This is a genomic window from Halorubrum sp. ARQ200, from assembly GCF_005435115.1.
GTDB lineage: Archaea > Halobacteriota > Halobacteria > Halobacteriales > Haloferacaceae > Halorubrum > Halorubrum tropicale.
The window spans coordinates 140,907-153,143 of the sequence record NZ_SGTZ01000001.1 but is presented as its reverse complement, the minus strand read 5'-3'; the positions used below and the strand labels follow the sequence as shown (position 1 = coordinate 153,143).

The window sequence follows — 12,237 nt, the reverse complement described above, 5'->3', positions numbered from 1 at the left end:
CGCCGCGCCGCGGCCCCCTTCTCTCTGTCTCTCCGCTGCGCCGACCTTTTTAATGTCCCGCGTTAACCGGTCACTCGATGAGACGCGCCCTCCTCCCTGCGCTCGTCGTCGGCCTCCTGGTCGGGGCCGGCGTGTACCAGATCGCGCCCGACGTCGCCGCGTCGCTCGCGACCGCGGCGGTCTACGCCGGCGCCGCCTACTTCTACGTCGCGTTCGACCTCTCGCTGCTCGCGGCCGCGCCGCGGTTCGACGACCGCGCGGACCGAGCGGGGTACGGCCTCGGCCTCTTCGGCCTGAGCGCCAGTCCGATCCTTTTCAGTCACTACGCCGGCGGCGACGACGCCGCGGTCGTCGGACTCGTCGTCGCGTTCCTCGGCGCGGTCGCCTTCCTCACGCTCAGCGAGCAGGCGCGGCGGCTCGACGACGAGGCGACGTGAGCGGCCGGGGCGGCGCGCCCCGGCTCAGCCCAGCAGGAAGGCGAACAGCGCGATTCCGGCCGCGAGCGTCAGGAACAGCACGCTCCGACCGATGCCGGAGCGGATCTCGGTGTCGATCCCGGCCCGCGCGAGCGTCTCCCGCGGGCGTGTCGCGGTCCGCATCGTCGCGCCCGCGAGCGCCATCGTCGCGCGGTCGACGGCGGCCCACAGCTCGGTGACGCCCCACACCGAGCCGCGCCCGACGTAGAACGCCGCCGGGAACAGCACGCGGTCGACGTCCGGCATCCGGTGGGCCAGCCAGCCGAGCGGGCGCTTCAGCGCGAAGAAGCCGACGAACCCGGCGACCAGCAGCGCCGCGCTCTCGGTCAGGTGGCTCCGACTGTACGGCTTGAAGTACACCTCGTCGCTGAGGATGAGGTCGGTGAACGGCATCACCTCGATCAGCTGGGTGTAGAAGACGCCGAAGAAGACGCACGCCCCGGCGGCAAGCACCATGCCGACCGTCTGGAACGGCGTGGCGTCGTCGGGGGTCAGCGTCGCCGAGCCGTGGAAGAACACGTAGTAGCCCAGCTTGATGAACGACATGAACGTCCCCACGCCGCCGAGGACGAGCAGCCACCAGAGCAGCCCGCTGTCTAAGAGCAGGACGTACTCGTGGACCTCGTGGGCGGAGTCGAGCACCATCCCCTTCGAGATGAAGCCGTTGAACCCCGGCACCGCCGTAATCGAGGCGGCGCCGACGAGGTAGACGACGAAGGTGACGGGCATCACCCGCCAGAGCCCGCCCATCTCGCGGATGTCCTCGACCCCGGTCCGGTACACCACGACGCCGACCGCCATGAACAGGAGGCTCTTGTAGAGGACGTTGTTGAACAGGTGCGCGAAGCCGCCGACGACCGCGAACTCGCCGACGGCGGTCGCGAGCCCGAAGCCGGCGAGCATGTACCCGAGCTGCGCCTGAATGTGGTACGACAGCAGGCGGCGCGGGTCGTACTGGAGCAGCGCGAAGAACGCGCCGTAGACGGCCATGAACCCGCCGAGGTAGGCGAGCCACATGCCGCCCTCAGGGAACGCGCGGTACATCACGTAGGCGGCGGTCTTGGTCGTGAACACCGAGAGGAACACCGACGCCGCGACGTGCGGGCGCGGGTAGGTGTCCGGCAGCCAGCTGTGGAGGAAGATGAACCCGCAGTTGATCCCGATGCCGACCGCGGCGAGCACCGTCGCGGCCAGGTGGATCCCGGCCGTCGCCGAGAACAGGAAGATCTCACCGGCCGGCACGCTCCCGAGCATCGACACGCCGTGAACCACCACCGCCGCGAGCAGGATCGTCCCGCCGGTCCCGTGGAACAGCGCGTAGCGGTAGCCGGCCCGCACCGCCTTCCCGCCGTGCTGCCAGACGAGCAGCGTCGAGGTGACGGCCATCAGCTCCCAGAAGAAGATGAGCGTGAGCCAGTCGCCGGCGTAGATCGTCCCCACCGTCGAGGCGACGTACGTCAGCGCGAACGCGGTCACCCACGTCGGCGCCTCGCTGCCGTAGGCGTACAGCACCGCCGCCGTCGCGAGGAAGCCGACGACGACGCCCATCAGCAGCGAGAACTGGTCGACGTTGAAGAACACGACCTCGAAGCCGAGGAACTGCGTCGCGAGGTGCGCGCCGGTGCCGCCGTCGCCCAGCAGCACCGCCTGGACGAAGGTGAACGCCGTCGCCAGCGCCGCGACCGCGTGCCCCGCCCGCCGCGGCAGCGCCAGCACCGCGAGCGCCGCGAACGCGACGAGGACGTACGGCGGAATCGAGGTCAGGAGGCCGACGGGCGCGGTCACGGGCGGACCACCCCCTCGGGGAGCCGCGCGTCGACGATGAGCTCGATCAGCTCCAGGAAGCCCATCTCGTAGGGGATCACGCCGAGCAGCACCGCGAGCGTCATCGCGGCGAGGATCGGCCCGAGCGTGAACCACGTCGACTCGCGTCCGCGGAGCGCGTCGAGCCCCGCGATGTGCTCCCAGCCGCCCGGCGGCGGCCCGCCGTGGTGGCCGTCGTCGTGCGTGTCGGCGTCGTGCCCGCCGTGCGGCTCGTCGTCGTGGTCGCCGTGCGGGTCGTCGGGGCCGCGCCCCTCGTCGTTGACCCGGTCCGCGTCACCGACGTCCGCCACGTCCGCGTCCGCCGGGCTCGCGTAGCCCCGACCGGGACCGAACGGCACGTCGGCGTCGGACGGCCGCTGGTCGACCGCGTAGTCGCCGGTGTCGACGCGCTCGGCCGGCTCCGAAAAGTCGCGCTCGGTCGCCGCGAAGTCCGGCCGGACGACCCCGTCCTCGTCGGTCGGGAGGTCGTCGAGGTCGGCGTCCGGAACCTCGGAGTCGTCGACGCCGTCGGGCGCGGACGAGGGTCCGTCTGCGTCCTCCGGCGCCGGTCCCCCGGCGTCCGCGACGATGTCGTCCACGTCGCCGGCGGGCTCCGCGTCGTCGTGCTCCTCGTCCGCCTCGTCGCTTCCATCGTCCGCGTCGTCACCCGCGCGGCCGCCGTCCGTCGCCGCGACGATCGACCGCGACTCGCCGCCGAGCGGGAAGTCCACGAGGGGCTTCGCGTCGTGGGCGTCCTCCGCCTGGAAGAAGGCGGTGTAGATCACGGGCCAGAAGTACGCGACGTTGAGCACGCCGGAGAGCAGCAGCGCGCCGGCGAGGTAGTACGCGACCGGGGTGAAGTTCATCCCCATCCGCACCCCGCCGATGAGCATGTAGTACTTGCTGACGAAGCCGGCGAGCAGCGGGATCCCCGCCATCCCGAGCGAGGCAACCGTGAACGCCCCCATCGTCAGGGGCATCCGCTTGCCGATCCCAGCCATCTGCGAGATGTAGTCCGTGTGGGTGGACACGTGGATGTTGCCCGCACAGAAGAACAGGGTGAGCTTCATGAACGCGTGCGCCGGGATGTGGAGGAGCGCGCCCACGAGCCCGTACCACCCGAAGAGGCCGAGCCCGAGGATGATGTAGCTCAGCTGGCTGATAGTCGAGTAGGCGAGCCGGCGCTTCAGGTGGTCCTTGCGTAAGGCGATCAGCGAGGCCGCGGTGAGCGTGATCGCGCCGATAGTCGAGAGCACGAGCCCGGCGGTGAAGCCGAGCGGCAGCGAGAGGTCGAAGACGAGCTCCGGGCCGAACACGTCGAGGACGACGCGCGAGACGCCGAACGCGCCGGACTTGACGACCGCGACCGCGTGGAGGAGCCCGGAGACGGGCGTCGGCGCCACCATCGCCTCGGGGAGCCACTGGTGGAGCGGCATGATCCCGGCCTTCACGCCGAACCCGATCGCGAGCAGGAAGAAGGCGAGCATCGCCAGCCCGGGGTCGGCGTTCGCGAGCTCCGCGATGCCGCCCGCGGTGAAGTCGACGCTGCCCGCGAGCAGGTAGACGAGCGCGGTCCCGGCTAAGACGAGCACGCCGCCGCCGAACATCGTGTACGCGAGGTACTTGCGGCCGGCCGAGCGCGCCTCGGCCGTCTCGTCGTGCGCGACGAGCGGGTACGTCGCGATCGACAGCAGCTCGTAGAAGACGAATATCGTCACGAGGTTGCCCGCGAACGCGATGCCCATCGTCGCGGCGAGCGACACCGCGAACGCCGCGAAGTACCGGGTCTGGTTCGGCTCGTCGAGGCCGCGCATGTAGCCGATGCTATAGAAGGAGGTGATTATCCACAGCCCGCTGGCGAGGAACGCGAACAGCATGCCGAGCGCGTCCGCCCGGAGGGCGAACTCGATCGGCGCGCCGACGCCGGGCAGGAACGCGCCGGCCGACCACTCGAAGGTCCGACCGTCGAGGACCGCCGGCAGCATCGAGGCGACGATGCCGAACTTCGCGAGCGACGCGACGAGCGTCCACCCCTCGCGGACGTTCGGCGAGCGGTGCGACGCGACGATGAGGAACGCCGCGACGAACGAGACGAGAACCGCCAGCAGGGGTCGTGGGTCCTGAAGTACAACGTCAGTCATGCGAACACCTCCGTGATGAACGGGCCGAACCACTCCGCGAGCGAGAAGCCGCCGAAGCCGAGGCCGACCGCCGCCACGACCGCCAGCGCGAGCGCGAGCAGCGGCGCCGTCGGCACCCGGTCGGGGACGAGCGACGACCGCGGCGCGCCCTCGACGGGCGCCGGGAGGCCGTCGGCGGTCTTCGCGACGGAGCCCTCGCCGCCGTCTGTCGCGGCGGAGTCGCCCGCGCGGCCACCGCCGGCGGCCGCGCCGTCACCGGGCACCTCGCCGTGGTCGCCCGGGAGGCCGGCGCCGGCGAAGTAGAACCGTTCGAGCAGCCGCGCGACGTACGACAGCGTGAACAGCGTGCTGACGAATATCGCCGCCGCGACCGCGATCCCGACCGCGCCGCCGCCGGCGAGGCCGGCGTCGACCGCACCAACGCCGATGTACCACTTGCCGAGGAAGCCGATCGACGGCGGGATGCCGACGAGCGCGAGGCCGAGCACGGCGAGCGCGCCGGACGTGTACGGGGCGGCGCGCGCGGCGCTCGCGAGGTCCTCGATCCGCCGGGTGCCGTAGCCGAGCGCGAGCAGCCCGATCCCGAGGAACAGGCCGAACTTCATGATCGCGTGGCCGATCAGGTGGACGATCCCGCCGAGCAGCGCCGTCTCGTTCGCCAGCGCCACCGCCGCGCCGATCATGCCGAACTGCGCGACAGAGGAGTACGCGAACATCCGCTTGAGGTTCGACTGCATCGCGGCGAGCGCGGAGCCCGCGACGATCGAGACCGTCGAGACGACGAGCAGCGCGGTCGCGATACCCCGGTTGGCCGCGAGGAAGTCGACCGTGAACACGGTGTACGTCACGCGGATGAGCGCGTACGCGCTCGTCGTCGAGACCAGCGCGGCGACGATCGTCGTGACCGAGTCCGGCGCCCGCTGGTAGGCGTCCGGCTGCCAGGAGTGGACCGGGAAGATGGCGATCTTCAGCGCCAGCCCCGTGGCGATGAACGCGTAGCTCGCGCGGACCAGCGGGTCGCCGTAGCCGGCCTGCGCGACGATCTGCGCCTGGACGTCGAGCATGTTGAGCGTCCCCGTCGCGAGGAAGACGTAGCCGACGCCGAGCAGGTACAGCGAGGCGCCGACGGTGCCGACGACGAGGTACTTCAGCGAGGCGTACGCGCTCGCCCCCGTGCGGTCGGAGGCGATGAGCGCGTACGTCGTCAGCCCGGTGATCTCCAGGAAGACGAACAGGTTGAACAGGTCCCCGGTGAGCGTCATCCCGGCGAGGCCCCCGACCAGCAGGAGGTAGGCGCTGTAGAAGGGGTTCCCGTGGGGGCCGGCGGCCCGCGCGAACGCGAGCGTCGCGACGGAGACCGCGGCCACGAGCAGCAGCACCGCGACCGACAGCCGGTCGGCGACGAGCTCGATCCCGACCGGCGGGAGGAAGCCGCCGAGCGCGTGGTCGAACGGACCGTTCAGCACCACTTCCGCGGCGATCGCGGCCGAGATTCCCGCCACGGCGGTCGTTCCGACCGCGGCGACCGGCCAGCCGACGTGGTCGTACCGCAGGCCGAGCGCCAGCGGCAGCGTCGCCGCCACGATGGGGACGACGATCGCGAGCGGGAGGAGGACGTCAGTCATCCGTCTCACCCCCCGTCTCGGGCGACTCGACCGCGCCGTCCGCCCCCGACGCACCGGGCGACCGCCGCGACGGGATCGACCCCTCCTCGCGGAGCAGTCCGCGGAGCGTGTCGGTCCGCAGCGTCCCGTACTCGTCGTAGATCCGGATACACAGCGCGAGCCCGACGGCGGTGAGGCTCACGCCCACGACGATGGCGGTGAGCACGAGGACGTGCGGGAGCGGGCTGACGTAGAGGCCGCCCTCCGGCCCGCCGGTCGGGACGATCGGGATCGACCCGCCGTCGACGTACGCCGAGGCGATGAACAGCAGGAAGATCGCCGTTTGGAACAGGTTGAGACCGATGATCTTCTTCACCAGGTTCGGGTTCGCGATCATCATGTAGAGCCCGATACACAGCAGCACCGCGAACGCGACGTACGCGTGTCTCGTCGCGAGCACCTCGACCGCGCCGGTTGCCGAGGCGAGCGTCGAGGCGGCAGCGCCGGCGCCGAGCGGGGGCGACACTAGCGCTCACCCCCGTCGGTCACGGCCGACCCCGGGGCGCCCGGGTCCGACCCCCCGTCGTCTGTCGGGGCGGTCGAGCCGGGGCTCTCGCCCTCCGCGTCGGGCGACGCCTCGGCCGCCGCGTCGCCGCCGACCTCGTCGTCGAAGGCGTCCGCGTCGGCGAACCCGCCGGCGTCGCTGAACCCCTTCGCGAGGACGAAGAACAGGCCCATGAGGACGCCGGCGACGATGGTGCCGATCCCGAGGATCTCGACGCCCTCCATCCCGTACTTGACCGGGTCCGGGATCGGGAGCAGCTCGTACTGGAGGAACGCGCCGCCGAGCGCGACCGGGACCAGCCCGATGCCGGCGAACACGAGCGCGCCGCCGACCGCGAGCGCGACGACGACGGTGTTCGCGAGCCACTGCCGGGTGGCCTCGATGCCGAACGCGAACGCGATCATGAACACGACGGCGGCCACGATGGCGCCGCCCTGGAACCCGCCGCCGGGCGAGCCGGCGCCATGGAAAGTGACGAACAGACCGTAGGTGAACGCGAACGGCGCGACGATCTTCACCGTCGGCATGATCACCTGGCTCTCCGTGTACGGGGTGCCCTGCCGGCTGTCCGAGTCGAGGCGGCCGTCCTCTCGGGGCGGGCGGTCGCGACCGAACCCGCCGTCGGAGTCGGTCTCGGCGTCCCCGTCGGGACCGGCGTCTGTGCCGCTCATGCGAACACCTCCCGATGGAGGACGATGAGGGCGGCGATCCCGGCCGCGAACACGACGACGGCCTCGCCGAACGTGTCGAACCCGCGGAACGCCGCCAGTACGGCCATCACCGCGTTCTCGACGCCCGTCTCCGCGTACGTCTCCGCGATGTACCACTGGGTCACGTCCGGGTTCGACCAGATCGGCGCGTCCGCGGACCCGACCGCCGGGATGTCGGCCATCGTGAGCATCAGCCCGGCGAACAGCAGGCCGGCCGCGCCGGCCGCGGGCAGGTTCACGGACTCGAAGGCCGCCTCGTGGTCGATTCGGGTGGTCTTCGCCAGCGTGAGCAGCAGCAGCACGGTCGTGACGCCGGCGGAGATGGCGGCCTCCGTCATCGCCACGTCGGGGGCGCGGTAGAACGTGTACAGCGCGGCCATCCCGAGGCTGTACGCGCCGAAGATGATCACCGCCGCGAGCACGTCGCGCGCCAGCGCGGTGAACAGCGCGGTCAACACGACGAAGACGAACAGGCTCGCCTCGACGGCGGTGACCTGCGCGACGACGGGCGCGCCGAGGGGGCCGGCCGCCGCGAGCGCCCCCGTCATCGGCGGTCGTCCCCCTCGACCCACGGCACGATTCCCTCCTCGAAGGCGGCCCGGGCGATGGCGTGGGCCGCGGTCGGGTTCGTCACGAAGATGAAGAACAGCAGGAGCACCGACTTGAAGCCGGCCCCAGCCAGCCCGACGGTGAGCGCGACGGCCGCGAGCCCGAAGCCCGCGCCCAGCGTGTCGGCCTGCGAAGCGGTGTGCGCCCGCGAGTAGACGTCCGGCAGCCGGAGCACGCCCACCATCGAGACGAACGAGAAGAACAGCCCGAACAGGGTGAGGGCCACGATCAGCCAGACGCGGGCCGTCTCCAGCGTCGCGGCGGTCACAGCACACCACCCCGCTCGACGGTGAACTTCGAGATGGCGATGGCCATCAGGAAGTTGAGCAGCGCGTACACTAAGGCGATGTCGAGGAACGTCGGCTCGCCGAGCGCCGCGCCGAGGATGGCGAGGATGACGACGGTGTTCGTCCCGAGGACGTTCACCGCCAGCACCCGGTCTTGCATCGTCGGCCCGACGACCGCGCGGTAGAGCATGCCGACCGCGAGGACGGCGAAGCCGGCGGCCGCGACGAGCAGGAAGTCGCCGAGCGTGTAGCCGGCCGCGAGCGGCGCGTCGACGAGGCTCATCGGTCGATCACCCCGTCGGCGTCGGTCGCGTCGGCCGGCGACTCGGCCTCACCGCTCGCCTCGGTCGCCTCGACCGCGCCGCCGTCCGCGGCGGCGATAGGCAGTTCCTCGGTCGCCTCGTCGCCCTGGAGGATCGCCACGTCGTCGCGCTCGCGCGGCGTCGGGAGCCGCGCCGACCGGCGCCCGTAGTAGACGAACCGCGTCCACCGTTCGAGGGAGCCGTCGAACAGCCCCTCGCGGGCCCACGGGAGGAGCGAGTGGACGTAGAGGTCGCTGTCGCGGGCCCGGACGGTGAGCGTCCCGGGCGTCAGCGTGATCGAGTTCGCGAGCGTCATCAGCGGGAGCCCGCTCCCGACGATCACGCGCATCCGGTTGAGCGTCGGGTCGATCGGGAGGCGCGGGTCGAGGATGACCCAGGCGACGACGAGGTTCGCCTTCACGATTTCGAACAGCAGCACGGGGACGTATATCAGCCCCCGGACGATCCGCATCGGGGTCCGCGGGATCGCCGGGTTCGAGTCGAGGCTCACCCGCGAGAGGGTGATCGAGACGACCGCGGCGGTGGCGAGGCCGGTCACTAAGTCGAACCAGTAGGTCGGGTCTCCGAGGAGGAGGTAAAACGCCAGCGACAGGCCGAACAGCGCCACGAACCGCCCGGTCGTGGCCTCGGTCCGGAACCGCTCGCGGCGCGTCGGCCGGTCGACGGGGGCTGTCTCGACCGACAGCGGGGTGTTCGAGAGCGCGAACTCCAGCGGCTGGAGCAGCGTCGTGTTCCCGACCGGTGTGTACTCGGGGTCCAAGACGACGCGGTCGGCCCCGTTGGCCTCGGCGTACTCCGCGAGGACCCGGACGTAGTCGTCGGCGCCGAACAGGTAGTCGTCGTCGCCGAGCACCGCCGAGACGACTTCGACCTCCGAGGCGGCTTCCGCCTCCGAGTCGTCGAGGTCGGCGGTCGCCCACGACGTGACCCGTTCGAGCACGCGCTCGGCCGCGGCGGCGCGCTCGTCGCTCTCCGGGTCGCCGTTCCGCCACGAGGCGAGCTCGACGAAGTGGACCGCCGAGGCGCCGTCGGCCGCGGCCGCCTCCGCGACGTGAGCGACCGTCGAGCGGAGCGTGGAACTCGGCTCGACCGGAACGATGACCGCGCCGGCCGACGCCGACTCCGCCGCCGCGGCCGTGGCGTCGGCCGTCGGCGCGTCGTCGTCGGTGACCTGGCCGGTCGGAGGGTCGCCGTCAGCCACCCACCACACCTCCCACGGAGCCGTGCGTGACCGTCTCGTTACACATGGGTTACTCTATCCGTGTGGTTACCCTACCGCCCCAAAACAGTTTGTATCCGCGGTGACCCTGCCGGAGGCGGGCGATCCGGTCCGCACGGCCCGCGGCCCGCGCGAGGGCGTCGCGAGCGCTCACGCGAGCAACCGGGCCGGCCGCCGCTCACGCCGACGCGTCGAGCGTCGCCGCGAGCCGGTCGGCGATGCGCCCGGCGACCGCGTCCTTCGACCCCGCCGCCTCCGCGGGCTCGGTGCCCGCTTCGCCGACCAGCAGGACGCGCGTCTCGTCGTCGCCCATCACGCTCGCGTCGTTCGCGACGACGAACGCCAGCCCGACGCGGTCCCGGATGCGCTCGGCCTCCGCGACCATCGCCGCGTCGTCGCCCGACGTCTCGGCCTTGAACCCGACGATGGGGAGGTCCGGGTACGCCTCGCGCACCGAGTCGATGAGCTTCGGGGTGGGCTCTAGGTCCAGCGACAGCGGCGACCCGGACCGGATCTTCTCGCCGACCGCGTCGGCGGTGAAGTCGGAGATGGCGGCCGCGGAGACCAGCGCGTCCGCGGTCGCCGCCGTCCGCCGGCAGGCGGCCATCATCTCGTCCGCAGTCTCGACCGCGACCACGTCGGCGTACGGGACCTCGGGCCCGTCCTGGACGAGCGTCACCCGCGCGCCGCGGACGTACAGCGCCCGCGCGACCGCCCGGCCGGTCTTCCCGGACGCGCGGTTCGTCAGGATGCGGATCGGGTCGATCCGCTCCTTCGTCGCGCCCGCGGTGACGACGACGTGCGTCCCGGCGAGCGTCTGCGGCGTCGTCGCCCGCGCGACCTCGGTGACGATGTCGCCCTCGGCCGCGATCTTCGCCTTCCCCTCCTCGATCCGGGGATCGGCGAAGCGGACGCCCCACGACTCCAAGCGGTCCAGGGCGTCCAACACCCCGGGGTGGTCGTACATCGGCTCGTGCATCGCGGGCGCCATCACGACCGGCACGTCGGCGCCCAGGGCGGTCGTCGCGCAGGTCGTCACGGGCGTGTCGTCGACCGCGGCCGCGACCTTCCCCGCGGTGTTGGCGGTCGCGGGCGCGAGCAGCAGCACGTCGGCCCACCCCTCGCGGCCGCAGAGCTCGACGTGTTCCACGTCGCCAGTGATCTCGGTGACGACCGGCTCGTCGGTGGCGAAGTCGACCGCCCACGGGTGGACGATGTCCGTCGCCGCCGGGGACATGACGGCGCGGACGCTCGCGCCCTGTCGGCGCAGTTCGTGCGCGAGTTCGACGACCTTCACCGCCGCGATGCTCCCCGAGACGCCGAGCGCGACGTTGACCCCGTCCAGCATTACCGAGTCCGTTCCGCCCCCGACGGCTTATATGATGCCGTTGCGGAGCGGGGTCGGGTAACCGGCCCCAGTGCGTTCCCCAGAAAATCATTTATAAAGGGATTTGGTGGCGCGTGCCTGCGAGCGACCGCCACCGGCGGCCGCGAGTCAGCACGCGCGAGGGAGTCGGCCGACCGTAGGGAGGCCGACGAGGCTGGGGAGGCGCGAGGCGCTGTGCGGGTGCGGTCGGGCGGGACTCGAAGGGGCAGTCGCGAGGCGGGCGCAGGCGATGTAAGCACCGCAAGGAGCGAGTGTAACGAGCGACGGAGGAGCGCAACGAGCGTGCGCCCGCCTCGCGACTGGGGCTTCGGTGGTGTTCACGTCAGTCAGCGGTTCATAAGCCGAGTCGTACAGCCTCGCGACTGGGGCTTCGGCGGCGTTTGTGGCGACCGCTAGTATATAAATGGAATCAGCATTAGGCCGAGCTTCCGGGGCTACAGGGACGGTCGCCCGTCGTCCCACGCACCGCCGTGTATAGCTGAGTGGCTGGGGTATCACGGTAATGCCGCCGTTGAGATCCACGACGGAAGAGCTGGTCGCGCCCCGTCGCGATCGACTGCTGAATTCACGAATCGTACGGTGTAGAGAAAATTATTTACACAGACATATTTTCATTATTATCTATGCCCTCCACGAGTCCCACCTGGTTCCACGGGTACGTGGACTGGTACGTCCGGGGCGTGATCTGGTTCGTACAGAGTGCGCTCGTCGGAGTCGTTCTACTAGCGGTTCTCGGCACCGGCGGACTCTCCGGGGTCGTCAGCACGGCGTCAACCGGACTGATCACGGCGCTCCTCCTCTTCAGACAGGTCGATAAGCACATCCGACAAGAGATGAAGTGACCGGAGCGCGCGCACCGCCGAAATCCGCCACGTGTGGCCCGTCTCGGTCAACCCGTAATCGCTGCGTGCCTACCGCTCGGCGAGTTCCAAGACGACCGCGCTAATCAGAGTCGCGCCACCGATGCCGATACCGGCCGACGTGACGGAGTTCCCGTATCCGACGGCGCTCGCGACCGCAGCAGGGACGAAGATCCAGAAGCCGGTCTGGACCGCGAGCGTCCGAGCCGAATGATCGACGATCTTGGAGGGCATGCGTCGTCATTCCGCTAGA

General features: G+C 71.0%; 13 protein-coding genes. 2 read left to right on the top strand and 11 right to left on the bottom strand.

Features of this window, described 5'->3' with window-relative positions; translation table 11 throughout:
- The first annotated feature begins 77 nt into the window (after positions 1–77).
- Positions 78–437, top strand: a complete 360-nt coding sequence (locus EXE50_RS00770) for a hypothetical protein (protein WP_053772254.1) — start codon at positions 78–80, stop codon at positions 435–437.
- Between the two features lie 24 nt (positions 438–461).
- Here EXE50_RS00770 and EXE50_RS00765 read toward each other — a convergent pair whose 3' ends face one another.
- The 10 genes from EXE50_RS00765 to coaBC form a co-directional block, all read right to left on the bottom strand.
- A complete protein-coding gene (locus tag EXE50_RS00765) occupies positions 462–2,261 on the bottom strand; it encodes a Na(+)/H(+) antiporter subunit D (RefSeq protein WP_137704085.1) in 1,800 nt (599 codons plus the stop codon).
- Positions 2,258–4,420 (bottom strand): cation:proton antiporter, encoded by a 2,163-nt coding sequence (locus tag EXE50_RS00760; protein ID WP_137704084.1) that lies wholly within the window; start codon positions 4,418–4,420, stop codon positions 2,258–2,260. The genes EXE50_RS00765 and EXE50_RS00760 overlap by 4 nt, the downstream gene beginning before the upstream one ends.
- Positions 4,417–6,045: a proton-conducting transporter membrane subunit gene (locus EXE50_RS00755; RefSeq protein WP_137704083.1), complete on the bottom strand. Its 1,629-nt coding sequence runs from the start codon at positions 6,043–6,045 to the stop codon at positions 4,417–4,419. The genes EXE50_RS00760 and EXE50_RS00755 overlap by 4 nt, the downstream gene beginning before the upstream one ends.
- Positions 6,038–6,550 (bottom strand): cation:proton antiporter subunit C, encoded by a 513-nt coding sequence (locus EXE50_RS00750; protein ID WP_053772258.1) that lies wholly within the window; start codon positions 6,548–6,550, stop codon positions 6,038–6,040. Before EXE50_RS00750 ends, EXE50_RS00755 begins: the two co-directional genes overlap by 8 nt.
- Positions 6,550–7,260 (bottom strand): MnhB domain-containing protein, encoded by a 711-nt coding sequence (locus EXE50_RS00745; RefSeq protein WP_053772259.1) that lies wholly within the window; start codon positions 7,258–7,260, stop codon positions 6,550–6,552. Before EXE50_RS00745 ends, EXE50_RS00750 begins: the two co-directional genes overlap by 1 nt.
- On the bottom strand, positions 7,257–7,847 hold the full coding sequence (locus EXE50_RS00740; protein ID WP_137704082.1) for a DUF4040 domain-containing protein: 591 nt from the start codon (positions 7,845–7,847) through the stop codon (positions 7,257–7,259). The genes EXE50_RS00745 and EXE50_RS00740 overlap by 4 nt, the downstream gene beginning before the upstream one ends.
- Positions 7,844–8,176, bottom strand: a complete 333-nt coding sequence (gene mnhG, locus EXE50_RS00735; protein WP_053772261.1) for a monovalent cation/H(+) antiporter subunit G — start codon at positions 8,174–8,176, stop codon at positions 7,844–7,846. Before mnhG ends, EXE50_RS00740 begins: the two co-directional genes overlap by 4 nt.
- Positions 8,173–8,478: a cation:proton antiporter gene (locus EXE50_RS00730; protein ID WP_053772262.1), complete on the bottom strand. Its 306-nt coding sequence runs from the start codon at positions 8,476–8,478 to the stop codon at positions 8,173–8,175. The genes mnhG and EXE50_RS00730 overlap by 4 nt, the downstream gene beginning before the upstream one ends.
- On the bottom strand, positions 8,475–9,719 hold the full coding sequence (locus EXE50_RS00725) for a monovalent cation/H+ antiporter subunit E (RefSeq protein WP_137704081.1): 1,245 nt from the start codon (positions 9,717–9,719) through the stop codon (positions 8,475–8,477). Before EXE50_RS00725 ends, EXE50_RS00730 begins: the two co-directional genes overlap by 4 nt.
- Before the next feature lie 196 nt (positions 9,720–9,915).
- Complete coding sequence (coaBC, locus tag EXE50_RS00720) at positions 9,916–11,085, bottom strand: bifunctional phosphopantothenoylcysteine decarboxylase/phosphopantothenate--cysteine ligase CoaBC (RefSeq protein ID WP_137704080.1); 1,170 nt, start codon at positions 11,083–11,085, stop codon at positions 9,916–9,918.
- 662 nt (positions 11,086–11,747) lie between these two features.
- Here coaBC and EXE50_RS00715 point away from each other — a divergent pair.
- On the top strand, positions 11,748–11,966 hold the full coding sequence (locus tag EXE50_RS00715) for a hypothetical protein (RefSeq protein ID WP_053772265.1): 219 nt from the start codon (positions 11,748–11,750) through the stop codon (positions 11,964–11,966).
- A 69-nt stretch (positions 11,967–12,035) separates the two neighbouring features.
- Here EXE50_RS00715 and EXE50_RS00710 read toward each other — a convergent pair whose 3' ends face one another.
- Positions 12,036–12,218, bottom strand: coding sequence for a hypothetical protein (locus EXE50_RS00710; protein WP_053772266.1), 183 nt, complete (start codon positions 12,216–12,218; stop codon positions 12,036–12,038).
- Between the last annotated feature and the right edge of the window lie 19 nt (positions 12,219–12,237).